We start from the raw sequence: 25959 nt of genomic DNA, 5'->3' as shown, positions 1-25959 counted from the left end.
AGCGATAGGACGAACAGCATGCGGGTGATCGCAACCGCGAATGCGGCCTGGAACATCTGGAATTTTCGCCGTCCCGTCATCAAAGCCCTTCTTGGAGACGCTCACGAGGTCTTGGTTTTAGCCCCTCCGGACGACAGCGTCCCCGACCTTGAAGCTCTCGGCTGCCGCTTCGCACCGCTTGAGATGAAAGTGAAGGGGCTCAATCCGCTTGAGGATTTGAAGCTGATCCAGAGCTTCAAAAGGTTCCTCCGGACAGAAAAGCCCGACGTCGTCCTCAGCTACACGATCAAAAACAACGTCTATGGAAGCCTCGCGGCTCGCGCGACAGGGACGCCGTTCATACCGAACGTGACAGGGCTGGGAACCGCTTTTTTATCCAGCGGCCTGCTGCAACAGATCGCCGAGGCGCTCTACCGCCGCGCCTTCGACCGACTGCCAGTGGTGTTTTTCCAAAATGCCGATGACCGCGATCTATTTCTAAATCGAAACCTGGTCCGGGAAGATCAGGCGCGCCTCCTCCCCGGTTCCGGGATCGATTTGGCTCACTTTGCCGTCGCTCCCTATCCGGAAAATGACGCCGCCCCCATCTTCCTCATGATCGGGCGCCTGCTCCGCGACAAAGGCGTACTGGAATATGTCGAGGCAGCTCGACGCATAAAATCGCAGGTGCCGACAGCAAGGTTCCAGATCCTTGGTGCGATCGGGTCCGAAAACCGTACTGCGATTGCCCATGAGATCGTGGAGAGCTGGCAGAAGGACGGAACGATCGAGTATCTCGGCACAACGTCCGACGTACGCCCCTATATTGCCGCGGCGCATTGCGTCGTCCTGCCCTCCTATCGCGAAGGCGCCCCGCGAACCCTGATCGAAGCCGCCTCCATGGCGAGGCCGCTGGTCACGACCGACGTACCCGGCTGCCGCACCGTGGTCGACCATTGCCGCACCGGCTTCCTATGCGACGTGAAGAGCAATGAAAGCCTCACGGCCGCCCTCTTCGAATTTCTAAATCTCCCCAACCCGGCCAAAAAGAAGATGGGCTTAGCCGGCCGGACCAAGATGGAAACCGAATTCGACGAAGCGGTCGTGATTGACGCGTATCAGGCCGCGATCACGGAGGCCGCCAGGCAAGCGTAGGCTCCACCGCAATTGACTAAGCCATAATAGGATAAACGACATAAATACACCTAATACAGATATCTTGTCACATCTGGCCAACCAAAAATCCAAGTTTGATATGGCACATAACAGCCGTAAAAAAGCTGAGACAATGAGACCCAAACAATAAAAACCAAAGCAAGCCCGAGATAAGGCGCCGCAGAATAAAACTTTCGATTTTTTCCCACAGGCAAATACGGAATCCGTGCAAATATCATCGTCTGGATCGGAATCAGATAGTATCCTAAACGATCAGCAATAACCGTCGAAAGCGGAACAAGAACGACAAGAGCACACATAATTAACGCTCCAACGCTTACCAGCTTATGGTCTCTTGGAAAGACAACGCGCCATTTCTTTTCGAGAACCCGGAAGTAGAATGCTCCTGTGATACATAAAAGCCCGACGCGGAAGGCGGATCCTGCCGCATCAACACCGCTATCGATATATCGATCCGTAGCCTGCTCTGCAGCAGATCCACTCAACAGCGCGACCGCACCAGGGATCGCCAATAACCCCGCCGCAAGAAGCCGTCTTTTTGTAAACTCACCTCGCACCAATGGCGTTAAGAGCAGAAAAATGATTGCACTATTGTGGACAGTACTAGAAAGCAAAACAAGAACAACAAAGCGTACCAGCCTTCTATCGACGAAAGCGTTAAAAGCAAAAAGCAACACGCCAACTGCAGCGCCCTGACGAATTCCGGACATCGGCATATTGATAATCAATATCGGAAATAAAAGAACAAGAAACCCGAGCCTGTCCGGCTGCCGACGAGCAGCGGCATGCACCCCTAGAAAAAACAATGCTGAGGAAAAGACATTAAGCCAAGGGTATGATAGCCCCGCCGCCTGCAAAGCATCCATAGCGGCCCACCAAACCGGCTCGGTTTTGGTAAGAGCTAAATCGAAACTGGAATATTCCTGATTATTCCATTGGTTTAAATATCCACTCCAATCACACCCTACTTCAAACCGAAAGGCTGTAAATAAAAATAACGAAATGAGAACCGTAGAGTATACTTGAGATCGAGCCCCAGAGCTATCCTTTAGGACATAGCGCAAACTAAATAATAGAAAGACGACTGAGACATACAAAAACATATACAACAATTCTCAAAAGCGGCATGAAGGAAATCAAGGCTTGCATGCTCACACAGCAAGAGCGAAAATGGATTTGAGGTCACAAGTGGCTCAGCGACACAGTCTCCGACGTCATATGCCCAGCCGCATCCACGAGCAGTTTCGCGAGCTTAGGAGTTTGAACCTGTAAAGAGTACTCGGCAGCAACCTTTTGCCGCCCTGCCTCACCCAAGCTTCTGCGAAGAGATGGATTGCCAAGCAACATTTCCACGAGATGGCGCCAATCCGTCTCGTCGCCCGCCAAATAGCCGTTGACGTTGGGGTCCACGATTTCCACATTCACACCGACAGGCGTTGCCACAACTGGCAGCCCGCACGCCATATATTGAATTAACTTATAACCACATTTGCCCTGCGCCCACGGCGTGTCGGGAAGGGGCATAACACCGATGTCCATCCCGCGAATAAGCGCCGCCTCGCTTTTTTCGGACCAAGGAACGACTTCAAGATTGTCCAGTTTGTTAAAGGAACTTGCGGCACCCACGGCTCGAAATAACGCACCGGTTCTTGTTAATACTGGTCGGAGAGTCTCGTATATGGGCTCACCGAATGCCTGCCATGTCTCCGGCGTCCCAATCCAGCCGACAACACCAGATCCGGGACCTTCAGACCAGTTCTTCACCATATAGGCGTCGAGATCCACGACTGTCGGCACGATTTCAATACGCGAAGCCCCTGCCTTTCGAGCCCGCTCTGCAAGATAGGGATTTCCCGCGATCACCACGGCCGATGCCTCCATCACCCGATCGATCTTCTGCCCCAATATCCGGCGCACAAGTCCCCGGCGATGAAGATCGTAGCGATGGAAGATCGCGTCGTCATAGTCGCTCGCGATTGGCACATCCGCCGGTAACAGCGCGTGCTCGATGGCCCAGGGTAGCCACGGAAGCGCTTCATACTCGACCCACAGAAGATCGGGCTTTGGCCGTGCCCTTAACGCCTTCAACCGATGTCGATATGAGTCAAATGTCGCTCGGAGCGATTTATTCCCCACGTACATCGACGTCAGATAGGCATCGTCGAAAAGCGACGTCACCTCCACGTCGATTCCAACCGAGCGCAGATAGGGCAGGTACTGCATGGTCCGAAGCCGGCTCGAGGCACCGAGACGACTGTAGCGGGAGAGCAATTGTACCTTCACGGCTAGGTCCAAGCCTCACGCCACGCCTGAAGCATCAAAATCACCCAGATCTTAGCGGATGCATCGCGGCGCCCAGATAAATGGTCCTGCCAGATCCGGCGAATGGGGCCCGGATCGAGCAGATCGTCCCGCGCGAGCTTTTCCGGCGCGAGAAGAGAGTCGGCCCACTCGCGAAGCGGACCGCGAAGCCAAAGCCCCATCGGCATGGCAAAGCCAGCCTTGGGACGTTCGATCAAGTCCTTTGGAACATGCCGGTATAGGACCTGCCGCAAGATCCATTTGCTGGAGCCAGCGCGCACCTTCATCCGGGCGGGAAGTCGGGCGGAAAACCGCAAGATATTCGGGTCCAGGAATGGAACACGGGTCTCCAGGCTAATCCCCATCGCCGCCCGGTCAACCTTGCAGAGGATGTCATCGGGAAGGTAGCTCCGCATATCCTGGAGCATCATCCGGGCGGCCGGATCGTCCGCGCCGGCATCGGGCAATTCATCCCCAAGCGGCCCCTTCGGTTCATCGGTCAATCCTGGGACCAAATCGAGCGGCGCCATCCATTGGCTGACGATATTTCCGTAAAAGTCATCGATGGTTCCGGCATCGCACAGGCTTGAAGCGACCCGATGGGCCTTACCGCCGAATTGCAGCACGTCTCCCTTTCGGCCAGCCGCGCGCCGATACGCCGTTCCGACATCGTCCCACAGCTTGATCGGCATCGAAGAAGCCGCCCGAGCCAAAGTGGTTCGAATGGGTTTCGGCACCGCCGACGCCCGTTCCCAAATGCCCGGCCCCCAGACATAGCGGTTGTAGCCGCCGAACAGCTCGTCTCCCGCGTCTCCGGAAAGCGCCACCGTTACGTGCTCGCGCGCCGCACGGCAGACGAAATGGGTCGGGATCTGAGAGGAATCGGCGAACGGCTCGTCATAAAGGAACGGCAGATTTGGAATGACGGCTTGCGCGTCGGCTTCGCTCACGCGCAGTTCGTGATGATCGGTGCCAAGATGGTTCGCGACGGCCGCCGCATGCGCCGATTCATCAAAATCCGGCACGTCGAACCCGATGGTAAATGTCTTGACGGGATGCGCGCTGCGCGACTGCATCAGCGCGACGACCGTGGAGCTGTCGACACCGCCGGACAGGAACGCCCCGAGCGGCACATCGGAAATCATCTGCCGCTCCGCCGCCTCGCCGATCAGCCGTTCCAGCTCGTCGATGGCCGCCCCTTCGTCGACGATCCGATGGGAGGCACCGGTCTCGATCTCTGCATTCAGCGACCAATATCGCTCCAACGAGATGTTCTCGTAGCGCTCGCCGGGCCGGATCGGCGTCGCAGGCGGCGACACCGGAGCGCTTCCATCGACGACCAGAACCGACCCCGGCTCCAGCTTGTAGATCCCCTTGTAGATACTGCGAGGGCTCGGCACGTACCCGAACCGAAGATATTGCGCCAACGCTCCGCGGCAGATCTCGGCCGAAGCAGCCGGATGGGCTCTCAGCGCCTTGAGTTCCGATCCGAAGACCAACGCATCCCCGGCCCATCCCCAATAGAGAGGCTTTTCGCCGATCCGATCGCGGGCCAGGACAAGACAATCCTCTCGCCGGTCCCAGAGCGCAAACGCAAACATGCCCGAACACCGTTTGAGGGCTTCGGCGACACCCCAGGGTCCGATCGCGGCCAAAAGCGTTTCCGTATCGGAATGACCGCGCCACGCCGGAGCGAGCCCGGAGGCCTCAAGCTCCTGGCGCAGATCCAGGTGATTGTAAATTTCCCCGTTAAAGACGATCACGAACCGCCCATCGGCGGAATGCATCGGCTGTGCCCCGGACGCGCTCAAATCGAGGATCGACAGCCGACGATGGCCCAAAGCAACCGGACCATCCACCCAGCTCCCGCCGGCATCGGGCCCCCGGTGCGTGAGCGTGTCGGTCATCGATCCCACCCGCTGCCGGGCTTCGCCAGTGGACAACCCGGAATGGTCGAGAAACCCTGCCAGACCGCACATTAGCGCTGCTTTTCGCGCAGTGAGGACCGCAAACATCCCAACTGCCCAGATACCTTGAGAGATACCCGTCCAATCGCCATCATTTGGCAGCGCTCGAGATCAACCACAGTGACCCTCGCAGCCGACGATCTGACCGCTCGTCGGCGAAACTGGAGATCAAGACATCAAAGCCGTGCGTGAAATCCAATCGGATTGGCTGGAAACGACCAGAAACGAGGCGCAAACTGCCCGCTCCGATCCCCACTCGGGCCGTCGCATTTCGACTATCGCTTGCAAAGACCAAATCGTCCCACGCGCTTGACGGATTTAGCAGAGCCCGGAGACCCGTTCAACAAAGCCGAGCCGTCACCAGCTCTATTCGATCACACGTCAAAAGAACTGCTTGCCGGAGGACACCCCGGGACAATCGGTCCGCTCGACGAGCGGCCAACGAAAGGCGATCTCAAGCGAACGCACAACGCGCTCGCCATCCGGCGCAGAATGCCAACCGACGAGGAAAAAGCAATGTGGGACGATCGCTACGGCAGCGAAGGCTACGTGTTCGGAACGGAGCCCGCGGACTTTCTCCGTGCGCGCGCCGATCTGCTGGCGCCCGGTCAGACGGCGCTCGCGGTCGCCGACGGGGAAGGCCGTAATTCCGTCTTTCTCGCGCAGAAGGGGCTGAGCGTCACCGCTATGGACGCCTCGTCGGTGGGGATCGAGAAAGCCAAGCGGCTCGCTGCCGAGCGCGGTGTCTCGATCGATTTCCAGATTGCCGACATTCATCGCTGGAACTGGACGCCCGAAGCCTATGACCTGGTGGTGGCCGTGTTCATTCAGTTCCTCACCCCCGCCGAACGTCCCGCCGTGTTTCAGGGTATGATCCGCACGCTCCGTCCGGGCGGGCGCTTAATGCTGCATGGCTACCGGCCCGAGCAGGTCGACTACGGCACCGGCGGCCCGCCGCACCGGGAGAACATGTACACCGAAGCGCTGTTGCGCGAGGCGTTTTCCGATCTGGTGATCGAAGAACTCGACTCCTATGACGCGGACATCAACGAAGGCCATGGCCATGTCGGCCGCTCCGCCCTGATCGACCTGGTGGCGCGAAAGCCCTGAAGCCGCCAAAATCGAAGAAAAGCGCGAAAGGGGTTTCGGACGGCAACCCGCTTTTCCCCCTCGCGTCACCCTGATCTAGCCAAAGCGAAGAGACGCCTCGCGTCTCTTGAGGGATGCGCCGCCGCCCCCTTCCCGCCGTCAATGCGGTGTCATCGCCTAGTTTTACGTTGCGCCGCACACTCCGGCAGGTTCGGTCGACAACAGACAGTGGTCCAAAGGAAGAAATCGACCGGATCCGCGCCGTCGATCTCGCCCTGGAGATTGCCGGATCCGTCGATGAATTGGATCGCGCGACGATTGCCATGTTCAGCCGAATTCAGGGCGTGTTACGCACGCTTGCCCGAGATTGGCGCGAGCCGGTGGGATGTCGGACGGCGGCGCGGCGGCCCAATAGGCCTGGGCGGCGCGCGCAAGCGAAAGTGCGGGTATGAACGCGGCCAGGTTTCGGATCTTCAAGTGGACTGTCTACGGGCTCCTGGCCCTCAACACGGTGCTGTTCCTGAGCGTTGCGGGCAAGGTCACCGCGTTCATCGACAGCGCCGCGTGGCTCGTGCTCCTGGGCGTGATGGAGTACGAGTCCAGCTCGCTCGACCAAGGCTATTCCAGCCGCCGGGAAAAGGTGATCCTGACGGTGCTCAACATCTTCGCCTACTCCATGATCGTGCTGGCGTTCCGCGGCTACGTTCTGGAGGGAGAGTGGCTGGACGCGGTCAACGCCGGCACCTGGCTCGGGGTCTGCGCCGTGCTCGTCTACCAGATGTACGCGCCGGGCGACTATGAAGGGCAGGAATATCGGGCCATCACCGCCATCAAGATCGGGCTCTACACGGTCCTGGTGGGCTGCGCGCTGGTCTGGACATTCAGCGACAACAAGTTTCTGGACACGGCCGATGCTTGGCTCTGGCTGTTGTGCTTCGCCGTCATCGAGCTGAACGTCTTCGGCTTCGAAAACGACGTGGCCGAGGAGCAGGCGGCCGTGCCGGAAACTGTCTCTTCCTAACCTCAGATCCGCCTCCTCAAGTCGCGTCTCCGGAACGGACAGGCGCAGGTTCGCCGCGCTGCCGCGCGCCGGCGAAGCGCGCAACCAGCCAGCAGGCCATGGCCCAGGCCGCCCCCATGCACCAGCCGGCCAGCACGTCGGTCGGCCAGTGGACGCCGAGATAAATCCGGCTCAGGCCGATCACGAGCGTCAGCGCGACGGCGACCGCGATGGTGTAGGCCTTCAACGTCCGGTTCGGCTGGGCGCGCGCCACCAGCGCGCCAATCGTGAGATAGGTGACCGCGGAAATCATCGCGTGGCCACTGGGCAGGCTGAGCGTCTGGACCTCCACCAGATGCGCGACGAGGTCGGGGCGCGGTCGGCCGAAGGCGTGTTTCAAGGCTGAATTGAGAGCCGCGCCGCCGGCAAGCGAGACGAACACCAGCACCACCGACGGCCAGCGCCGCAGGATCAGCAGGTAGCCGATGGCAACGACGGCGATCAGGGTGATGACCGCATAGCCGCCGAGCGCCGTCAGGTCGCGGATCGCCTCCTCCATCGCCGGCGGGCCGATCGGGTCGGCATTGTCGCCGGGCACGCGCAGCGACAGCAGGATCGCCTCGTCGAACTCATGGGCCTCGCCCTCCAGCACCTCGTCGACGATCGCCGCAAAGCCCCAGAGACCGCCGGCAACGACAAGCAAGGCGGCCAGCACCACGAACTCGTTCCAACCGATCCGTTGCCTGAGACCGGATCCGATTTCGCGAAGGGTGGCCCATGGTCTGGATGGGGGCATCGTTCTGTGCGACATGGAACCTCGTCGACGATAGGATCGGTGACTGTGAGCCGGAGTGATATAGCGCGGACGAGCCGCCCGCGTCATCGGCGCGCGGTTTCGCAGCTGGTAGCAGGCTTCAGAGCCATTTCTTATCGCTCGGATGGACCCATCTGAGCGATAAGAAATGGCACGAGATTCAAATGCTTGAGCAAGTCCTTGTCGTTCAAATTGCATCCATTTGAACGGGACGCTTTCTAGGAAACGATGGAGCGCCATGGCGCCGGACAAACAGGAAAGCCGGGTCCGCGTCGACCTGACCGCCGTTGTCATCAGCGTCGACGATCGCGCGCCGCACGTGCTCACCGTCGAACAGGAGCCGCGCCCGGCCCTTCCCTACGGGCCGCTGCGCTCCGATCACCGCACACTCCAGGCCGGCCTGCGCAGCTGGGTGGAAAAGCAGACCGGCTACCGGCTCGGCTATGTCGAGCAGCTCTACACCTTCGGCGACCGCACGACGACCGGTGCCGAGGCCGCCGAGCATTTCGCCCATCGCCGGGTCTCGATCGCCTATCTGGCGCTGGTGCCCGTTCCCGGCGAGCGCGCGCCGATCCAGGGAAGCTGGCGGCCCTGGTACGATCTCTTGCCCTGGGAGGATCGGCGCGACGGCGACCCGCCCGCGCTCGCCAGCGTCCTCGAACGGCTCTCCGATTGGATCGGAACTGGCCGCAACCGCGATCCGGCCCGGGCCGAGCGTGTCCGGCTGGCATTTGCCACCGAAGGCGCGGCCTGGGACGAAGAGCGCGCCCTGGAGCGCTACGAGCTGCTCTACGAAGCGGGCCTGGTTTCCGAAGCGGCCGTCGACGCCGGAGAAGAACCCACGGCCGGGCTGGCGCCCGTGCCTGGCGTCGCCATGACCTCCGATCACCGGCGGATCGTGGCGACCGCCGTCAGTCGGCTGCGGGCCAAGATCAAATATCGCCCGGTGCTGTTTGAGCTGATGCCGCCCGCCTTCACCCTGTCGGAGTTGCAGCGCACCGCCGAGGCGTTGTCGGGCGTGCCCCTTCACAAGCAGAATTTCCGCCGCCTGGTGGCAAGCCAGGGTCTGGTGGAGGAAACCGGCGGCGTCGCCGTGCGCACCGGCGGCCGGCCGGCCAAGCTCGTCCGCTTCCGCAAAGACGTCATGCTGGAACGGCCCGCCCCCGGCGTGCGGCTGACGGCCAGCCGGCGCGCAAGCTATCCTTGACGGCGAGCGCTATTATACTCTAATTGAGCATAAGGACGGTTTGGCGAGGACAAGGATCGCCGGCCGTCATGACATGCGGGAGCGGCCATTGCGCCGTCCCAATCCTTTCTCGCGGCCGCCGGCACCTTGCGCCTGACGTCGATGGCTGCCCAAGAAATGCTCACTATGAGCAAAAGGAGGACGCCATGGCCGTTTCCGTCGAACATGACGTGCACGCGCCGCTTCCCTTCACTCCGGCCGTTGCGGAACGGACCGAGGCCGCCAGACAGCGGCTCGACGGGATCATTCCCGCTTTCGAATGGCCGTTGGTCGCGCCGGAGATCGACGCGATCGCCCGGTTGAAGCGCGAGCGCAACGCGATTGTGCTCGCCCACAACTATCAAACGCCGGAGATCTATCACGGCGTGGCGGATATCGTCGGCGATTCGCTTGCGCTTGCGCGCAAGGCGGCGGAGACCGACGCCGATGTGATCGTCCAGGCCGGCGTCCACTTCATGGCGGAGACCTCCAAGATCCTCTGCCCGGACAAGACCGTGCTCATCCCGGACACCGGCGCCGGCTGTTCGCTCGCCGATTCCATCACCGGCGCGGACGTGCGCGCCATGCGGGCCGCCTATCCGGGCGTGCCGATCGTCACCTACGTCAACACCTCCGCCGAGGTGAAGGCGGAATCCGATATCTGCTGCACCTCCGGCAACGCCATCAAGATCGTGGAATCCCTGGGCGTGAAGCGGGTCATCATGATCCCGGATCGCTATCTGGCGAGCTACGTGGCGAGCAAGACGGACATCGAGATCGTCACTTGGCAGGGCCAGTGCGAGGTGCACGAGCGCTTTGACGCCAACGACATTCAGGGCTACCGCGATGCCGTCGACGGCGTGGTCGTCATCGCCCATCCGGAATGCCCGCCGGAGGTGATTGCGGCCTCCGACTTCGCCGGCTCGACCGCGGAAATGGCGACCTATGTGAAGGAGAAGCGCCCCGCCCGCGTGCTGCTTCTGACGGAATGCTCCATGAGCGACAACATCGCGGCGGAAGCGCCCGACGTGGAGTTCATGAAGCCGTGCGGCCTCTGCCCGCACATGAAGCTGATGTCGCTGCCGAAGATCCGCCGGGCGCTGGAAACGCTTCAGCCGCAGGTGACCGTGGATCCGGCAATCGCCGAAAAGGCCCGCGTCGCGGTGGAACGCATGCTGGCGGTGAAGTGAGGACCACGTTGATGTCGCTTCCCGATCTCCTGATCGAACCGATCGTCCGATCCGCGCTTCTGGAGGATCTCGGCCGCGCCGGCGATCTCACCACCGACGCCCTCATCGGCCCCGAACGCACCGCCAAGGCGGCGATCGTCGCGCGCCAGCCCGGCACCGTCGCCGGCGTGCGCTGTGCCGAGATCGCCTTTGCGCTCATGGACCCGGCCGCGCGGCTGACGGTCCACGCCCCGGACGGGACCCGGGTTGCCCCCGGCGACGCGGTTCTCACCGTCGAAGGCAAGGCACGGGCGCTGTTGTCCGCCGAGCGGGTCGGCCTCAACCTCGCCTGCCGGCTTTCCGGGATCGCGACGGCGACGGCCGCGCTGGTCGAAGCGGTCGCCGGTACCAAGGCCAAGATCACCTGCACCCGAAAGACCACGCCTGGTCTCAGGGCGCTGGAGAAGGCGGCCGTGCGCGCCGGCGGCGGCGCCAATCACCGGTTCGGGCTCGACGACGCCGTGCTGATCAAGGACAACCACATCGCCGTGGCCGGCGGGGTCGCGATTGCGATCGAGACGATCCGCGCCCGGGTCGGCCATCTGGTGAAGATCGAGGTGGAGGTCGACACCCTCGATCAACTCCGCGAAGCCATGCCGGCCGCGCCGGATGCCGTGCTCTTCGACAATATGGGGCCGGAGGCGCTGGCTCAGGCGGTGGACATCGTTGCCGGATGCGCCATCACCGAGGCTTCCGGGGGCATCACCCTGGAGAGTGCTCCGGCAATTGCCGAGACCGGCGTCGACATCCTGTCGGCCGGCTGGCTGACCCACTCCTCCAAGGCGCTCGATCTCGGCCTCGACATCGTCGTCGACTGAGCGCTTGCGGCGGAGCTCGAATCCGGTATCCGGAACATAGTCGTGCCGGTCCCGTTCATGCGAGCGGGAAGATGTTTCCAGGACACCAGATATCCGTCCGGATCCCTCTACTCGGCCGCGTTCGCCCTGCCGAGAGCGGCCACCTCTTTGGAGATGTCGACGAGGTCCGCCTCGTCGAGGGTCTCCTTGGCGAGAAGGGCCTTGGCCGTGCGCTCCAGAAGGTCGCGCCGCTCCTTTAAGAGGGCCACCGTCCGCTCGAACGCCTGGTCGACGATCGTCCTTACCTCCGCGTCGATCGCGTCGGCGGTTTTTTCGCCGTAATCGTGCTGGGCCGGTGCCGCCATCGGTCCCGTCGGAGCCAGGAAGGTCTGCTGCTCTCGATCGAGCGCGACATGACCGAGCGTGTCCGACATGCCGTAGCGGGTGACCATGGCGCGCGCGATATCGGTCACCTTGACGAGATCGTCGGCCGCACCCGTCGACAGGTGGTTGTAGACGACCCATTCGGCGGCGCGCCCGCCCAGGAGCACGGCCATCTTGTTCTGCAGCTCCTCGCGGGTCATCAAAAAGCGGTCTTCGGTGGGCCGCTGGATGGTGTAGCCGAGCGCCCCGACACCGCGAGGAATGATCGAGACCTTGTGCACCCGGTCGGAGCCGGGCAGCGACATGGCCACCAGCGCGTGCCCCATCTCGTGATAGGCGACGACTTCCCGCTCCTTCGGGTTCAGGAGCCGATTGCGTTTCTCCAGCCCGGCGACGATCCGCTCAACCGCGCGCGTGAAGTCGTCCATGGAAACCGCGTCCGCCCCCCGGCGGGTGGCAAGCAAGGTCGCCTCGTTGACGAGATTGGCGAGGTCGGCCCCGGTGAAGCCCGGCGTCAGTTCGGCGAGGGTCTCCGGGTTCACTTCCGCCGCGATCTTCGCCTTTTTCAGATGGACGTTGAGAATCTGGACCCGGCCGACCTTGTCCGGCCGATCGACCAGGATCTGGCGATCGAAGCGGCCGGCGCGCAACAGCGCGGGATCGAGGATTTCCGGCCGGTTGGTGGCGGCAAGCAGCACCAGCCCGGTCGACGAATCGAAGCCGTCTAGCTCCGCCAGGAGCTGATTCAGCGTCTGTTCCTTCTCGTCGTGGCCGCCACCGAGCGGTCCCACGCCACGGGCGCGCCCGAGCGCGTCCAGCTCGTCGATGAAAATGATCGCCGGCGCCCGTGCCCGCGCCTGCTCGAACAGGTCGCGCACCCGCGCAGCGCCCACCCCCACGAACATCTCCACGAACTCGGAGCCGGAGATGGAGAAGAACGGCACCTTGGCCTCGCCGGCGATCGCCTTGGCCAAAAGCGTCTTGCCGGTGCCGGGCGGGCCGACCAGCAGGATGCCTTTCGGCAGTCGCCCACCAAGACGGCCATAGTCGGCCGGATCCTTCAGGAAGGCGACGATCTCCTTCAACTCGTCCTTGGCCTCGTCGACCCCGGCCACGTCGTCGAACGTGATCTTGGTGTCGGACTCCACGTAGACCTTGGCCCGGCTCTTGCCGACCTGCATCAGGCCGCCGCCCGCCGCCCCGCCCATCATGCGGCGGATCAGGAAAAACCAGACCCCGATGAACAGCGCCGTCGGAACCACCCAGGACAGGAAGTCGCGCAGGAAGGTGTTTTCCACCTCGCCGGAGAATTTGACGCCGTATTTCTCCAGATCGGCGGCGAAGGCCGGGTCGACCCGGGTCGTGATGAACCGCGTCTCGCCGTCCGGCAGCGGCGAGGTGAGCTTGCCGCGGATGAACTGATCGGAGATCGAGACCTCCTCGATCCGACCGTCCTGCAGATATTGGGCGAATTCGCTATAGGGCACCCGCGCGGTCTGCTCGACACCAGCGACCAGATATTGAAGCATGATGACGCCGAGGATCGCGGCAATCCAATAGACGATGTGGAACGGCGCGTTTTCCTTGACGTGGTCCTTCATGAGCCTGTCCAAGCGGTGTTCGAAATCGGTTTCGCCGCGACGCTGACACGACGGCGGTCCGGCGACATTGGCATTTCTCAATCGCCGCGATCCCGGCCGCGTGCGGATTGATCGCCGATCGCCGCTATACTAACGAAAACAACGGCCATCGTCCGCGTTTCCGAGCGCAGGCGCCCGCCGTCCCCGCAACCGCACAAGGTTCATCCGACCCGTCATGACCAATCGCCTTCACGATCGCGATCTTCCCGCCCCGCTCGGCGACGTTGCTAGCGTCGCAATCGACACGGAGACCATGGGGCTTAACCCGTTCCGCGATCGGCTGTGTTTGGTTCAGCTCTCCGTCGGCGACGGCAACGCCGAGCTGGTCCAGATCGCCAAGGGGCAGCAGACGGCGGACAATCTCGTCGCCCTGCTCGGCGACCCGTCGGTCGTGAAGATTTTTCACTATGCCCGCTTCGACATGGGCATCCTTTACAAGACCTTCGGCGTGATGCCGGAGCCGGTGTTCTGCACCAAGATCGCCTCGCGCCTGGTGCGCACCTACACCGACCGCCACGGCCTCAAGGATCTGGTGCGCGAGCTGGTCGAGGTCGACATCTCCAAGCAGCAGCAGAGCTCCGACTGGGGGTCGAGCAAGCTCTCCGACGCCCAGCTCGCCTATGCCGCCTCCGACGTGCTCTATCTTCATACCTTGAAGGACCGGCTCTCGACGCTGCTGGAGCGCGAGGAGCGCATGGCGCTTGCCCGAAGCTGCTTCGACTTCCTGCCGACCCGGGTGAAACTCGATCTGGCCGGCTTCGCCGAGGACGACATTTTCGCGCATTCGTGATCCGCAGCGGCGTGCGCAAACGCCGACATGGTCGCAGCTTCGCCGAAAATCCAAGCTAGTTTTTCATAGTTTGGATCTTAAATGCGGGGGCAAGACCTCGCTTCTTTGTGTGACGGCTCCGCCTCAAGCCGACGCAACGCCGGTTTTGGAAGGACGATGACCGCCAGCGATATCGGTTTCCTCGATCAGCCCAACGACCGGGCCGCCGGTGCGCGCCGCGAGCGCCAGCGCCGTGCCGCGCGCCGTCACACGCGTCTGGTGAAAACGCTGCGTCTGGTGCTGCCGCTGACGGGGCTTGCGATCGTTGTGGTGACGTTCGGCATGGCGGCGGTGCAATCCTTCCTGCCGATTCCGGGGATCGGGTCGATCAACGTCACCAGCGAAGGGCTGGAGATGAACGATCCCAACCTCGCCGGCCGGCTCAACGATGGTCGCGCCTATCACGTGCGCGCCGGCAAGGCCGTGCAGAGCTTCGCCGACACCTCCCGGATCGCGCTGACCGATCTGGTGGCGACCCTGGCGGAAAGCGACGACCAGACCGTTACGATGAACAGCCGCAGCGGCCTGTTCGACACCGACGACGAATGGCTGACGCTCAACGACGGCATCGTTCTGACCACCACCGACGGCTACAAGGTGGACCTCTCCAACGCCACGCTCGACTTCAAGGCCGGCTCGATGGTGTCGGACGAGCCGGTGAACATCACGTCGGAAAAATTCGACCTTTCGGCGAATTCCGTCGACATTCAGGACGAAGGCAAGGTGGTTCGCTTCGTTGGCGACGTCCACCTGACGCTCCGCGGTCAAATGAAAGGCATGCCATGACCCCGCGCCGACTGATCGCTTTCTTCGCCATGGCGCTGGTCTGGGCGACGCCACTCTCCGCCCAGACGTTCGAGACGGGCTTCTCCGGTCTGGGCGGCGAATCGAACGAGCCGATCCAGATCGAATCCGACGAGTTGGAGGTGCGCGACCAGGAGGGCTTGGCGATCTTCTCCGGCAGCGTGGTTGTGGTTCAAGGCGACTCCCGCATGAAGGCGGCCAAGCTCATCGTCCACTATGAGGGCGGCGGCGCGGCCACCAGCGGCGAAAGCGGAACGACTGGCGGCCAGGACCAGCAGATTTCGAGCCTGGAAGCCACTGGCGGCGTCGTGGTCACCAGCAAGGAGCAGACCGCGACCGGCGACACCGGCAACGTCGACATGAAGACCAACATCCTGGAGCTGAACGGCAACGTGACGCTGACCCAGGGGCCGAACGTGGTGAACGGCGACAAGCTGACCGTGGATCTCGCCACCGGGCGGGCGAAGGTTCTGTCGGATTCGCGTGTGCGGGTGCTTCTGGTTCCCAACAGCGCCAAACAGGAGTAGGCGCCGGTCAGACGATCGGCACCCGCGGCGCGTTCTTCACTTCGCGAATCGTCAGTGCGGTGCGCACCGTGTCGACGTTATCCACAGCCACGAGCTCGCTGAGCACGAAATCGTGAAAAGCCTTCAACGTCGGTGCGACGCACTCCAGCATGAAGTCGATATCGCCGGACATGATCCAGGCATGGCGCACGATTTCCCAATCCGCCACCCGCGATTCGAACGCCTGCAGATCGGCCTCGCTCTGCCCGGTCAGGCTCACCATCGCGAAGGCGGAGATCTCGAAACCCAGCCGGTGCTCGTCCAGAAGCGCCCGGTAGGCGCGGATCGCCCCGGCCTCTTCCAGCGCGCGCACCCGGCGCAGGCAGGGCGGCGCGGAGATCCCGACACGCCGGGCAAGTTCCACGTTGGTGATCCGGCCGTTCGACTGAAGCTCCTTCAGGATCTTCCAGTCCACGGCATCGAGGTGCAGGGTCATCGCGTCGCTTCCGCCAATTCGCAGCCCCTCAAGAACCCGAGAGCGGGCGTCGCCGCAAGCCCGGAGCTTGTCTCGGCCGCGTGTCGGGCGCGATCGGCCCGTGTCGGATGAGTGACGCGCCCTCCACCCTGGTCATCGTCCCGGCCGGCAAAATGGGCCACGAGGTCCAGTGCGTCGGCGTCGCCGAGGCACTCGGCGCGACTCCGGACATCCTACGCGTGACCTTGCGTCCGCCCTGGTCGTGGCTGGCGCCGCATGGCCCGGCGCAACCGTCGCTGTCGCACCATATCGCCACCGATGCCGACCTCGTGCTCGCCTCCGGCCGCCAGGCGATTCCCCTGGCCCGGGCGATCGCGCGCCGGCAGTCCCCTCGCCCGCTGGTGGTGGCGATCCAGGCCCCGCGCACCAATCCCGCCGATTTCGATCTGGTCTGGGCCAATACCCATGACCGGCTTTCCGGACCGAACGTCATCACATCCGTAACGAGCCCGAACCGACTGACAAAGGACGGGCTCGCCGTCGCGGCGGCTCATCTGCGAGCCCGCCTCCCCGACCTGCCGACGCCTTGGGTCGGCGTCCTGGTGGGAGGCACGAGCCAAAGCTATCGGTTCGGTCCGGACGAGGCAGCCGCCCTCGGTGACGCGCTGGCCACCTTCGCCGCGCGCCACGATGTCAGCCTGGTGATCACCCCGTCGCGGCGGACGGGAGAGGACAATGTGGACGTCCTCGAGGCCCGGCTCGCGGCCACTCCGCATTGGATCTGGCGCGGCGAGGGCGACAATCCGCTTTTCGGCATCTACGGTGGTGCAGACGCTTTCGTGGTGACCTGCGACAGCGTGAATATGATCGGCGAGGCAAGCTTTACGGGGAAACCCATCCTGGCCTGGCCGCTTCCGGGCGGACGGGCAAAATTCGGTCGCTTTCACGAGGCCATGGTCGCGCATGGCGCCATGCGCTGGTTCGACGGCACGTGGCCGGCGGCTTCGTATCCGTCGTTCGACACCACCGCGGCAGTTGCCGCGGCGATCCGCGAGCGGCTTTTGGAAGCGCCGGGCGGAAATGCCCCGGGGCAAAATGCGGGTGCCGGTTTTTCGCGAAAACCGGCACGACCGTGATGAAGGACGAGAGCATCGGGCGATGCCGACTAGGCGCCGGGTGCTCTCAGGAGACGCGTTCGATGGGCGCGGCTTGACAAGGCACGCTCCGGGTCGCCATTCCGGCAATTCGGGTAAGCGTCCTATATATGCTGGAGGAGCTGGGGCTCGGTCCCGCAGCCGGAAGGCGCGTGACCCGTCCCGCTCGATTTGAGACGGGAGACGAGAGCGATGGGCGACACGCTGCACACCAAGCTTCTGATCGTCGGGTCCGGCCCCGCCGGCTACACGGCCGCGATCTATGCCGCGCGTGCCATGCTCGAGCCGGTGATGGTGGCAGGCATTCAGCCGGGCGGCCAGATGACCATCACCACCGACGTGGAAAACTATCCGGGCTTCGCCGACGTGATCCAGGGCCCCTGGCTGATGGAGCAGATGCGCGAGCAGGCCGAGCATGTCGGCACCAAGATCCTCTATGACGTGATCACCTCCGCCGATCTCTCCAAGCGTCCGTTCACGCTTCAGAGCGACTCCGGCACGACCTACACCTGCGACGCGCTGGTGGTGGCGACCGGCGCCCAGGCCAAGTGGCTCGGCCTGGAATCGGAGACCCTCTACAAGGGCTTCGGCGTGTCGGCCTGCGCCACCTGCGACGGCTTCTTCTATCGCGACAGGGAGGTGCTGGTGATCGGCGGCGGCAATACGGCCGTCGAGGAGGCGCTTTACCTGACCAATCACGCCAGCAAGGTTACGCTCGTCCACCGCCGCGACCATCTACGCGCGGAAAAGATCCTGCAGGATCGACTGTTCAATCATCCCAAGGTCGAGGTGGTCTGGGACTGCGTGCTGGACGAGGTGCTCGGCGGCGGTGAGCCGCTTGCCGTTACCGGCGCACGCTTGAAGAACATCAAGACCGGAGAGACCACCGAGCTTTCCGTCGACGGCGTGTTCGTGGCGATCGGCCACCAGCCGGCGACCGAGGTGTTCAAGGATCAGCTCCAGCTCAAGTCCTCCGGCTACATCTGGACGGCGCCGGACTCCACGGCCACCAACATTCCCGGCGTGTTCGCGGCCGGAGACGTGACCGACGAGACCTATCGTCAGGCCGTGACGGCGGCCGGCATGGGCTGCATGGCGGCGCTCGAGGCGGAACGCTTCATCGCCGAGCATGCCGACACCGACGCCGCGGCGGCCGCCTGAAAAGCGCTTCCCGCTCGATAACAAAACAACCGAACAGGGACGAACGCCGCGGGGAACCGGCGTCCGACGGGGCCGATGGACTGGGACAAGCTCAAGGTCTTCCACGCCGCCGCGCAGGCCGGCAGCTTCACCCATGCGGGCGAAGCGCTCAACATGAGCCAGTCGGCCGTCAGCCGGCAGGTCTCAGCCCTGGAACAGGAGCTCGGCGTGCCCCTGTTCCACCGCCATGCACGCGGTCTGGTGCTGACGGAACAGGGCGAGCACCTGTTCCGTACCGCCCGCGAGGTGGTCATGAAGCTCGACGCGGTTCAGGCGCGGCTAACCGATTCCCGCGACCTGCCGACAGGCACCTTGCGCGTGACCACCACGGTCGGGCTCGGGGCCTCCTGGTTGACCTCGCGCATCAACGAGTTCGTCGACCTCTATCCGGAGGTGCAGCTCCACCTGATCCTGGACAATGACGAGTTGAACCTGAACATGCGCGAAGCGGACGTGGCCATCCGCCTGCGCCAGCCGGTCCAGCCGGACCTGATCCAGCGTCGCCTGTTCACCGTCCACTTCCACATCTACGCCTCGCCGACCTACCTGAAGCGGTTCGGCAGCCCGGAGAGCCTGGAGGACATGGACGACCACCGCATCGTCACCTTCGGCGAAACCGGCCCCACCTATCTACGCGAAATGAACTGGCTCGAAACCGCCGGACGTCCGGTCGACCAACCGCGCAAGCCGGTGCTCAAAGTCAATCACGTCATGGCGATCAAGCGCGCCGTCCAGCGTGGGGTCGGGATCGCGCTCCTGCCCGACTATCTGATCGAGCCGGATTCCGGGCTGGTCCGCGTGCTGCCGGAAGAAACGCTTCCGAGCTACCAAAGCTATTTCGTCTATCCGGCGGAACTGAAGACCACGGCTCGCGTGCGCGCCTTCCGCGATTTCCTGGTCGCCAAGGCCGAAGCCTGGACGTACTAAGCAATTCCAGGAAAAGTGGGATCCGGTTTTCCGTCCGGAATTGCGTAGAAAAAATCCCCCTCACGCCGAATTCGCTTCGCGAACCGGCTCCGGGTGGGCGGCCCCCGGCCGGCGCGCAGTCGCGCGCTGGTGGGTCAGCAATTCCAGGAAAAGTGGGATCCGGTTTTCCGTCCGGAATTGCGTAGAAAAAATCCCCCTCACGCCGAATTCGCTTCGCGAACCGGCTCCGGACAAACGGACCCTATCACCGCCTGGACGCTGCCCAAGTTGAAGCGTATCAGGGCGGCCATGGAGCTTTCGCCCGCCTCCCGCCCGAGCCGTATCGACCTTGTCGACATTCTGCGCGGCATCGCCATTGCGGCGATGGTCGTCTATCATTTCTCCTGGGATCTGAGCTTCTACGGCTTCGTTCCCTGGGACGTGGACAGCGATCCCGGCTGGCGCTGGTTCGCCAGGCTGATTGCCGGCAGCTTCCTGTTTCTCGTCGGCGTGAGCCTGGAGCTGGCCCACCGCAAAGGGATCCGCTGGAGCCCCTTCTTCACCCGGTTGGCGGTGCTGGTCGTGGCCGCCGCCCTGGTCTCGGTGGCGACCTACCTCACCTTCCCGGACGCCTGGATCTATTTCGGCATCCTGCACTGCATCGCGGCGGCCAGCCTGATCGCGCTGCCGTCGGTCCGTGCGCCTCTGATCGTGCCGATCGCGCTTTCCGCCCTGTTCTTCGCGCTGCCCTTTGTCGTCCAGTTCGACGTCTTCGACGCACCTTGGCTCGCCTGGGTCGGGCTCGGCTCGCTACCCCCGCCGCCGGCCAACGACTACGAACCGATCTTCCCCTGGGTCGGCTGCACCTTCGCCGGCGTGGCGGTCGCCCGCATCGCGCTTGCCGTACGGCCACGCGAAGCCTGGAGCCGCTTCCGCGCCCGCGATGGCGCCACCCGAATGATCGCCTGGTCGGGCCGCCAGTCGCTGTGGATCTACCTCGCCCATCAGCCGATCCTGTTCGGCCTTGTCGGGCTCGTCGCGCTCGGCGTGCCGAGCCAGCGCGCGGCAACGGACCAGGAGCGCGCCACCTTCGTCGCCGCCTGCGTGGACCGCTGCACGCCCCTGCTCGGCAACCGCACCTCCTGCCGCTCGATCTGCGTCTGCGCCGCCGACGACATCGAGGAAGCTGGGCTGTGGCAGCGCACCGTCAACCAGACGCTTCGGCCACAGGACCAGGACCGGATCGACCAGATCGTCGAGGCCTGCGGACTGCAGATCCAGGGCGAACCACCGAACGTGTCGGGTCGGCAGTAGCAGCCGATCCCTTTCACGGCGGGGCCGTCCGTTCTATATTTGGTCTCATGACCTCCGGCTCCCCCTCCCCCTCCCGCAAGCGCTCCGGATCCGGCCACAAGACGGCCGGTTCCGCGGCTCAAGACACCTCCGGCTTCGAAGAGGCGCCGCAGGCGTCGTTCGATACCGGCGAGGCCTTTTCCGGCCCGGTCGGCGACTGGGCCCGCCGGATCGAGGAGTTGACCGACCAGGAAGCCGACACCGCTAAGCCGGCCACCCCGAAGCCGGCCAAACCGAAATCCGGTGGCCGTTCAAAGAAATCCGACGGCGCCACCAAGACCGCCCGCGGCACCTCCATGGGCGGCAAGGCGACGGCCAAGGAGCGTGCCGCCGGTGGCCTCAACCCCGTCGCGGGCCTCGATATCGGCCTGGAAGATGCCGAGGCGCTGCCGGAATCGGCCGTCACCAAGACCGTCGCCGCCCTGGAAGAGCTGATCCAGACCGGACGGCCCGAATTCAAGGACGGCACCTGGACCCCGCATCGCCCGCACCGGCCGGAGAAGTCGGAGGGCGGCGTCCCGCTCGTCATCAAGTCGGAATACGAGCCCAAGGGCGACCAGCCCACCGCCATCAAGGAGCTGGTGGAGGGCGTGGGCGAGCACGAGCGCATGCAGGTGCTGCTCGGCGTCACCGGCTCCGGCAAGACCTACACCATGGCCAAGGTGATCGAGGCGACCCAGCGCCCAGCGCTCATCCTCGCCCCCAACAAGACGCTGGCGGCGCAGCTCTACGGCGAGTTCAAGAGCTTCTTTCCGGACAATGCGGTGGAGTATTTCGTCTCCTACTACGACTACTATCAGCCGGAGGCGTACGTACCGCGCACCGACACCTATATCGAGAAGGAATCGTCGATCAACGAGCAGATCGACCGGATGCGTCACTCCGCCACCCGCGCCCTCCTGGAGCGCGACGACGTCGTCATCGTCGCCTCGGTGTCCTGCATCTACGGTATCGGCTCGGTCGAAACCTACACGGCCATGACCTTTTCCATCCAGGTCGGCGACCGGCTGGACCAGCGCCAGCTTCTGGCCGACCTGGTCGCGCTGCAATACAAGCGCGCCGACATCAACTTCATCCGCGGCACCTTCCGGGTGCGCGGCGACACCATCGAGATCTTCCCCGCCCACTACGAGGACCGCGGCTGGCGCGTCTCGCTGTTCGGCGACGAAGTGGAATCGATCACCGAGTTCGACCCGCTCACCGGCCACAAGACCGACGAGCTGGAGTTCGTGAAGGTCTACGCCAACTCCCACTACGTCACGCCCAAGCCAACGCTGAACCAGGCGACCAAGGCCATCAAGGCGGAGCTGCGCGCCCGCCTGGCCGAGCTCAACGACGCCGGCCGCCTCCTGGAGGCGCAGCGGCTGGAGCAGCGCACCCGCTTCGACCTGGAGATGATGGAGGCGACCGGCTCCTGCCCCGGCATCGAGAACTATTCGCGCTACCTCACCGGCCGCCAGCCGGGCGAGCCGCCGCCGACGCTGTTTGAGTATCTGCCCGACAACGCGCTCGTGTTCGTCGACGAGAGCCACGTCACCATCCCGCAGATCGGCGGCATGTACCGGGGCGACTTCCGCCGCAAGGCGACGCTGGCGGAGTTCGGCTTCCGCCTGCCGTCGTGCATGGACAACCGGCCGCTGCGCTTCGAGGAATGGGATGCCATGCGGCCGCAGTCGGTCGCCGTCTCCGCCACCCCCGGCTCCTGGGAGATGGAGGAGGCCGGCGGCGTGTTCGTGGAGCAGGTGATCCGCCCCACCGGGCTGGTCGACCCGCCGGTGGAGATCCGCGCCGCGCGCCACCAGGTCGACGACCTGCTCGGCGAGGTCCGCGCCGTCGCCCAGGCCGGCTACCGCTCGCTGGTGACGGTGCTCACCAAGCGGATGGCGGAGGACCTGACGGAATATCTCCACGAGCAGGGCGTGCGGGTGCGCTACATGCACTCCGACATCGACACGCTGGAGCGCATCGAGATCATCCGCGATCTCCGCCTCGGCGCCTTCGACGTGCTGATCGGCATCAACCTCTTGCGCGAGGGCCTCGACATCCCCGAGTGCGGGCTGGTCGCCATCCTGGACGCCGACAAGGAGGGCTTCCTGCGCTCCGAAACCTCGCTGATCCAGACCATCGGCCGCGCGGCGCGCAACGTCGACGGCAAGGTGATCCTCTACGCCGACCGCACCACCGGCTCCATGGAGCGGGCGCTGGCGGAGACGGAGCGCCGGCGCGAAAAGCAGCTCGCCTACAACGCGGAAAACGGCATCACGCCGGAATCGGTGAAGCGCTCCATCGGCGACATTCTGGAGTCGGTCTACGAGCGCGACCACGTCCGCGTCGACACCGGCTTTGCCGAGGATGGCGCCCGCATCGGCCACAACCTGGAAGCCACCGTCGAGGACCTGGAAAAGCGCATGCGCGACGCCGCCGCCAACCTCGAGTTCGAGGAGGCCGCCCGCATCCGCGACGAGATCAAGCGGCTGAACGACGCCGCCCTCGCCTACGCCGACGATCCCGGGACAACCAGGACCTCCCGCGGCGCCAGCGCCGGCATGGCCGGTTCCGGCAAGGGTGGCTCAGGCGGAGGCAGCCGCGGCTCGGACGGGGAGCCCAAGACCCGCGCCCGCAAAAACACACTGGACGAGATGACGGTGGGACGCACCGAAAAGCCGAAGCGCAGGGGGCCGTTGCCGAAGCGGGAGCGGTAGGGGGAGTGATAGGGGCCATCTACTGCTACGTGGGCATTCTCTGATATGCTACGCTACGAAGGCAATGGAACAGAAAACTGACCGATGAGCTGGCGTCATAAATTTACGTTACCTGCAACGCGTCAGCGAATCGCGAGATATCTCCTCAGTGCCCCAGATCTTGCTAGATATACTTTTAAATCTCGAAGAGTTATTTGGCCCCCGCATCCCAAAAGCATTCTTATAGCTTTAAATAAGTCCGCTGACGCGGTCATCGAAGAGATCGATAACCAACGATTTGCGTATCCGATCAAGTGCTCACTATTTGAACATGACAATATCTCTGAAATTGAGTGGTCCGTTCTCCTACTCGAAGATCGCCGATTTTTAGTTCACGCTGGAGTGGATTTCCCCCGTGCGTGCCTACGAGTTGTTCGCCAGCTCGTCACTTTTCGTCGAGTTGGAGGCATAAGCACTATCGAGCAGCAGTTGGTTAGAACCGTGCTCGATGATCGCCGAAGGACAATTTCTCGGAAAATAAGAGAGAGCATTGTCGCGAACGCTGTAAGCTATAGAAAGCGGAAATTCACAATTCTTCGAACCTATTTGTCCATTGCATATACAGGCTACCGTTTGACCGGCATAGATGCCCCTTCGATAATGCTATTCGGCAAGCCGGCCGCCCAATTACAAAAGGATCAAGCTGACTTTATAGCTAGCCTATTAGTATACCCAATACCAAAAAAAATTGTTATTCCTGTACATAAAGTATGGGCTTCCAAAGCTCCACCCTTCGGATCCACGGAAGAAATATTCACCCTCTTTGAAAAAATCGAACCGCGATGGGTCGAGCGGATGCGCCGGCGGGCCTCATATGCGGCGAGGCTTCGTACTTATACCGTAAAGCCTCTTTACAAGATATACTGATGACAATCGATCTGCATTCTCGTATTCAATAGCATCCAAATCTTCAAAATGGGGAAGATTTCTCTCTCTTATAGGCCCTTTCAAACGAGCAGTGAATTTATAAGACTTGCTAGAAAGAACGTCCAAACGCCTCTGAAGGGCTGGACTCGGCACACACCTGCCACGGAGAGCACGCTCCAACAGAGACCCTATACTCTGGAATTCAGCATGAATTTCTTCTTCGAAATTAGTAACACAATCGAAATTGTAGAGAGATAATAAATTCGCCCTAATATAACCAAAACTATCGTTCCATTCAAAGACAGATTCTCTATAATCATTTAAAGCGCGATCTCGGCTAATAGAGCTATTCCCCTCCAAGCTCCAGCAAAGGCGCCGAGCCCTGTAGATCCTACGATCAGCTAGATGTACTATTTTGTCCGAAAGTTCCTGAGCTCGAACAAGCTGAGCATCTTCTATCGACCTTCTGTTTTGAACCTCCCATGCCTTGTGCTGGAGGGAACTTGCAACAGCAGCGCCGACAATCGACAGAACGATTGTTATCAACAAGAGCAACAATCCTTCGATCATGTCGGCCTCCAAAACATGGCTTACAGCGAAATTTTAGCGTCCCGTGTTAAGAGCGGGAAGCGAGATTTATTATTTCTGGTTATCATACCAGCATGTAATGTGGAGCCTACACACTCCGCTCATTCCCGCGAAAGCGGGAATCCATCATGAGGCGGCGGCACTCAAAAGCACTCGAGACGTCCGTTCGGCCGATCCGGATTACCGTTCTCCGAGCCGCCGGGCCGATGATCCCCGAGAGGCCCTATGGATTCCCGCTTGCGCGGGAATGAGCGGGTGGGGCTTACGCCACACGTACCTGTTCCGGCGGACTCTGGGCTGGCGCCCGCAAACAGGCATAGTGGAGAGTGGACGGAAGCCGAGCGCACCTGCACCCCCCTCCGCATGATCACCGTCCACGGACGATCGGCAGATGAACCGCGAGCCTCCATGCCCTCCGGTTCAATTCTGAAGCGTTTCGTAGAGGTCAGTCCATTCCGGGTTCATGCGCTGGATCAACTCGATCTTCCAGGCCCGCCGCCATTTCTTGATCTGCCGTTCGCGGGCGAAGGCCGCCTCGCGAGTGTCGTGCATCTCGTACCAGACGAGCCGAGTGACACCGTAGGTCCGGGTGAAGCCGCGGCGCAGCTTCTCCCGGTGCTCGTGCACACGGCGCGCAAGATCGTCGGTCATGCCGACATAGAGGGTGCCCGATGGTCCGCTGGCTAGAAGATAGACTGTGAAGGCCATGGGGCGAGCTTACGCCCATATGTGCGGAAAGACGCGCCGGATGTGCGGAGTGCTCGCCCTCCTCTGCTGCCGTTATTGGCTCGGCCTCCCCTCACACTCCGCTTGTGTGTTTGATTTGTGGTTTGCTTGAGCGTCGGAAGGCGTGGCGAGGCCTCCCGACGCGGTCAGGCGGCCGTCACTCCGCGGGTCGTGTCTGTCGTGACGCGACCGAGGATGAGTTTGGCCCT

The 25959-nt window shown here is 62.8% G+C and carries 23 protein-coding genes; 15 read left to right on the top strand and 8 right to left on the bottom strand.

The window, feature by feature from the left end:
- The first annotated feature begins 18 nt into the window (after positions 1-18).
- Positions 19-1134 (top strand): glycosyltransferase family 4 protein, encoded by a 1116-nt coding sequence (locus HNS03_RS15915; protein ID WP_367196641.1) that lies wholly within the window; start codon positions 19-21, stop codon positions 1132-1134.
- A gap of 50 nt (positions 1135-1184) precedes the next feature.
- On the opposite strand, the gene HNS03_RS15910 is transcribed toward HNS03_RS15915, so the two are convergent.
- The 3 genes from HNS03_RS15910 to asnB all read right to left on the bottom strand — a co-directional run bounded on the left by HNS03_RS15910 (position 1185) and on the right by asnB (position 5435).
- The gene (locus HNS03_RS15910) at positions 1185-2258 is read right to left on the bottom strand and encodes an EpsG family protein (protein WP_367196639.1); all 1074 of its coding nucleotides are present in this window, start codon (positions 2256-2258) and stop codon (positions 1185-1187) included.
- Positions 2259-2337: 79 nt separating this feature from the next.
- Positions 2338-3378, bottom strand: a complete 1041-nt coding sequence (locus HNS03_RS15905; RefSeq protein ID WP_367196638.1) for a glycosyltransferase family 4 protein — start codon at positions 3376-3378, stop codon at positions 2338-2340.
- A 62-nt stretch (positions 3379-3440) separates the two neighbouring features.
- A complete protein-coding gene (asnB, locus tag HNS03_RS15900; RefSeq protein ID WP_367196636.1) occupies positions 3441-5435 on the bottom strand; it encodes an asparagine synthase (glutamine-hydrolyzing) in 1995 nt (664 codons plus the stop codon).
- Between the two features lie 504 nt (positions 5436-5939).
- Between asnB and HNS03_RS15895 the strand changes: the two genes are divergently transcribed.
- Entirely contained in the window at positions 5940-6533 is a 594-nt protein-coding gene (locus tag HNS03_RS15895; RefSeq protein WP_367196634.1) for a cyclopropane-fatty-acyl-phospholipid synthase family protein, read from the top strand.
- Between the two features lie 427 nt (positions 6534-6960).
- Positions 6961-7533, top strand: coding sequence for a hypothetical protein (locus HNS03_RS15890; protein WP_367196632.1), 573 nt, complete (start codon positions 6961-6963; stop codon positions 7531-7533).
- A gap of 16 nt (positions 7534-7549) precedes the next feature.
- On the opposite strand, the gene HNS03_RS15885 is transcribed toward HNS03_RS15890, so the two are convergent.
- Complete coding sequence (locus HNS03_RS15885; protein WP_367196630.1) at positions 7550-8323, bottom strand: phosphatase PAP2 family protein; 774 nt, start codon at positions 8321-8323, stop codon at positions 7550-7552.
- Between the two features lie 241 nt (positions 8324-8564).
- Here HNS03_RS15885 and HNS03_RS15880 point away from each other — a divergent pair, with 241 nt between their 5' ends.
- The 3 genes from HNS03_RS15880 to nadC all read left to right on the top strand — a co-directional run bounded on the left by HNS03_RS15880 (position 8565) and on the right by nadC (position 11598).
- Positions 8565-9533 (top strand): hypothetical protein, encoded by a 969-nt coding sequence (locus HNS03_RS15880; protein WP_367196628.1) that lies wholly within the window; start codon positions 8565-8567, stop codon positions 9531-9533.
- Positions 9534-9718: 185 nt separating this feature from the next.
- Positions 9719-10741 (top strand): quinolinate synthase NadA, encoded by a 1023-nt coding sequence (gene nadA / locus HNS03_RS15875; RefSeq protein WP_367196627.1) that lies wholly within the window; start codon positions 9719-9721, stop codon positions 10739-10741.
- A gap of 11 nt (positions 10742-10752) precedes the next feature.
- Entirely contained in the window at positions 10753-11598 is an 846-nt protein-coding gene (gene nadC, locus HNS03_RS15870; RefSeq protein ID WP_367196625.1) for a carboxylating nicotinate-nucleotide diphosphorylase, read from the top strand.
- A 107-nt stretch (positions 11599-11705) separates the two neighbouring features.
- Here the strand turns inward: nadC and ftsH are convergent, their stop codons facing one another.
- Positions 11706-13562: an ATP-dependent zinc metalloprotease FtsH gene (gene ftsH / locus HNS03_RS15865; protein WP_367196624.1), complete on the bottom strand. Its 1857-nt coding sequence runs from the start codon at positions 13560-13562 to the stop codon at positions 11706-11708.
- A gap of 214 nt (positions 13563-13776) precedes the next feature.
- On the opposite strand from ftsH, the gene HNS03_RS15860 reads away from it, so the two are divergent.
- The 3 genes from HNS03_RS15860 (at position 13777) to HNS03_RS15850 (ending at position 15761) form a co-directional block, all read left to right on the top strand.
- Positions 13777-14391, top strand: coding sequence for a ribonuclease D (locus tag HNS03_RS15860; protein ID WP_367196623.1), 615 nt, complete (start codon positions 13777-13779; stop codon positions 14389-14391).
- A 156-nt stretch (positions 14392-14547) separates the two neighbouring features.
- Positions 14548-15216, top strand: a complete 669-nt coding sequence (gene lptC, locus HNS03_RS15855) for an LPS export ABC transporter periplasmic protein LptC (protein ID WP_367196622.1) — start codon at positions 14548-14550, stop codon at positions 15214-15216.
- Complete coding sequence (locus HNS03_RS15850) at positions 15213-15761, top strand: LptA/OstA family protein (protein WP_367196620.1); 549 nt, start codon at positions 15213-15215, stop codon at positions 15759-15761. Before lptC ends, HNS03_RS15850 begins: the two co-directional genes overlap by 4 nt.
- Positions 15762-15768: 7 nt before the next feature.
- On the opposite strand, the gene HNS03_RS15845 is transcribed toward HNS03_RS15850, so the two are convergent.
- Positions 15769-16236, bottom strand: coding sequence for an Lrp/AsnC family transcriptional regulator (locus HNS03_RS15845; RefSeq protein WP_367196618.1), 468 nt, complete (start codon positions 16234-16236; stop codon positions 15769-15771).
- 107 nt (positions 16237-16343) lie between these two features.
- Between HNS03_RS15845 and HNS03_RS15840 the strand changes: the two genes are divergently transcribed.
- From HNS03_RS15840 to HNS03_RS15815, 6 genes are all read left to right on the top strand, one after another.
- Positions 16344-17351, top strand: a complete 1008-nt coding sequence (locus tag HNS03_RS15840) for a mitochondrial fission ELM1 family protein (protein ID WP_367196617.1) — start codon at positions 16344-16346, stop codon at positions 17349-17351.
- A gap of 210 nt (positions 17352-17561) precedes the next feature.
- Positions 17562-18530 (top strand): thioredoxin-disulfide reductase, encoded by a 969-nt coding sequence (gene trxB, locus HNS03_RS15835; RefSeq protein ID WP_367196615.1) that lies wholly within the window; start codon positions 17562-17564, stop codon positions 18528-18530.
- A gap of 75 nt (positions 18531-18605) precedes the next feature.
- Positions 18606-19496, top strand: coding sequence for a LysR family transcriptional regulator (locus tag HNS03_RS15830; protein ID WP_367196613.1), 891 nt, complete (start codon positions 18606-18608; stop codon positions 19494-19496).
- A gap of 267 nt (positions 19497-19763) precedes the next feature.
- Entirely contained in the window at positions 19764-20789 is a 1026-nt protein-coding gene (locus tag HNS03_RS15825; protein WP_367196611.1) for a DUF1624 domain-containing protein, read from the top strand.
- Positions 20790-20836: 47 nt separating this feature from the next.
- Positions 20837-23530, top strand: a complete 2694-nt coding sequence (gene uvrB, locus HNS03_RS15820; RefSeq protein WP_367196610.1) for an excinuclease ABC subunit UvrB — start codon at positions 20837-20839, stop codon at positions 23528-23530.
- An 84-nt stretch (positions 23531-23614) separates the two neighbouring features.
- Entirely contained in the window at positions 23615-24436 is an 822-nt protein-coding gene (locus tag HNS03_RS15815) for a biosynthetic peptidoglycan transglycosylase (protein ID WP_367196608.1), read from the top strand.
- On the opposite strand, the gene HNS03_RS15810 is transcribed toward HNS03_RS15815, so the two are convergent.
- Entirely contained in the window at positions 24380-25006 is a 627-nt protein-coding gene (locus HNS03_RS15810; protein ID WP_367196777.1) for a hypothetical protein, read from the bottom strand. The two genes, HNS03_RS15815 and HNS03_RS15810, sit on opposite strands and share 57 nt — an antisense overlap.
- A 438-nt stretch (positions 25007-25444) precedes the next feature.
- Positions 25445-25732, bottom strand: coding sequence for a GIY-YIG nuclease family protein (locus HNS03_RS15805; protein WP_367196607.1), 288 nt, complete (start codon positions 25730-25732; stop codon positions 25445-25447).
- Positions 25733-25959: the final 227 nt, after the last annotated feature.

The organism is Amorphus sp. 3PC139-8 (assembly GCF_040750475.1).
GTDB lineage: Bacteria > Pseudomonadota > Alphaproteobacteria > Rhizobiales > Amorphaceae > Amorphus.
The sequence above is the reverse complement of the archived record's forward strand: the minus strand, read 5'-3'. Positions and strand labels throughout refer to the sequence as shown.

Excerpts from the sequence above, each read along its gene's own strand:
- HNS03_RS15915 (WP_367196641.1), top strand. The coding sequence starts at position 19 with ATGCGGGTGATCGCAACCGCGAATGCGGCCTGGAACATCTGGAATTTT.
- HNS03_RS15910 (WP_367196639.1), bottom strand. The coding sequence starts at position 2,258 with ATGTTTTTGTATGTCTCAGTCGTCTTTCTATTATTTAGTTTGCGCTAT.
- HNS03_RS15905 (WP_367196638.1), bottom strand. The coding sequence starts at position 3,378 with ATGCAGTACCTGCCCTATCTGCGCTCGGTTGGAATCGACGTGGAGGTG.
- asnB (WP_367196636.1), bottom strand. The coding sequence starts at position 5,435 with ATGTGCGGTCTGGCAGGGTTTCTCGACCATTCCGGGTTGTCCACTGGC.
- HNS03_RS15895 (WP_367196634.1), top strand. The coding sequence starts at position 5,940 with ATGTGGGACGATCGCTACGGCAGCGAAGGCTACGTGTTCGGAACGGAG.
- HNS03_RS15890 (WP_367196632.1), top strand. The coding sequence starts at position 6,961 with ATGAACGCGGCCAGGTTTCGGATCTTCAAGTGGACTGTCTACGGGCTC.
- HNS03_RS15885 (WP_367196630.1), bottom strand. The coding sequence starts at position 8,323 with ATGTCGCACAGAACGATGCCCCCATCCAGACCATGGGCCACCCTTCGC.
- HNS03_RS15880 (WP_367196628.1), top strand. The coding sequence starts at position 8,565 with ATGGCGCCGGACAAACAGGAAAGCCGGGTCCGCGTCGACCTGACCGCC.
- nadA (WP_367196627.1), top strand. The coding sequence starts at position 9,719 with ATGGCCGTTTCCGTCGAACATGACGTGCACGCGCCGCTTCCCTTCACT.
- nadC (WP_367196625.1), top strand. The coding sequence starts at position 10,753 with ATGTCGCTTCCCGATCTCCTGATCGAACCGATCGTCCGATCCGCGCTT.
- ftsH (WP_367196624.1), bottom strand. The coding sequence starts at position 13,562 with ATGAAGGACCACGTCAAGGAAAACGCGCCGTTCCACATCGTCTATTGG.
- HNS03_RS15860 (WP_367196623.1), top strand. The coding sequence starts at position 13,777 with ATGACCAATCGCCTTCACGATCGCGATCTTCCCGCCCCGCTCGGCGAC.
- lptC (WP_367196622.1), top strand. The coding sequence starts at position 14,548 with ATGACCGCCAGCGATATCGGTTTCCTCGATCAGCCCAACGACCGGGCC.
- HNS03_RS15850 (WP_367196620.1), top strand. The coding sequence starts at position 15,213 with ATGACCCCGCGCCGACTGATCGCTTTCTTCGCCATGGCGCTGGTCTGG.
- HNS03_RS15845 (WP_367196618.1), bottom strand. The coding sequence starts at position 16,236 with ATGACCCTGCACCTCGATGCCGTGGACTGGAAGATCCTGAAGGAGCTT.
- HNS03_RS15840 (WP_367196617.1), top strand. The coding sequence starts at position 16,344 with ATGAGTGACGCGCCCTCCACCCTGGTCATCGTCCCGGCCGGCAAAATG.
- trxB (WP_367196615.1), top strand. The coding sequence starts at position 17,562 with ATGGGCGACACGCTGCACACCAAGCTTCTGATCGTCGGGTCCGGCCCC.
- HNS03_RS15830 (WP_367196613.1), top strand. The coding sequence starts at position 18,606 with ATGGACTGGGACAAGCTCAAGGTCTTCCACGCCGCCGCGCAGGCCGGC.
- uvrB (WP_367196610.1), top strand. The coding sequence starts at position 20,837 with ATGACCTCCGGCTCCCCCTCCCCCTCCCGCAAGCGCTCCGGATCCGGC.
- HNS03_RS15815 (WP_367196608.1), top strand. The coding sequence starts at position 23,615 with ATGAGCTGGCGTCATAAATTTACGTTACCTGCAACGCGTCAGCGAATC.
- HNS03_RS15810 (WP_367196777.1), bottom strand. The coding sequence starts at position 25,006 with ATGATCGAAGGATTGTTGCTCTTGTTGATAACAATCGTTCTGTCGATT.
- HNS03_RS15805 (WP_367196607.1), bottom strand. The coding sequence starts at position 25,732 with ATGGCCTTCACAGTCTATCTTCTAGCCAGCGGACCATCGGGCACCCTC.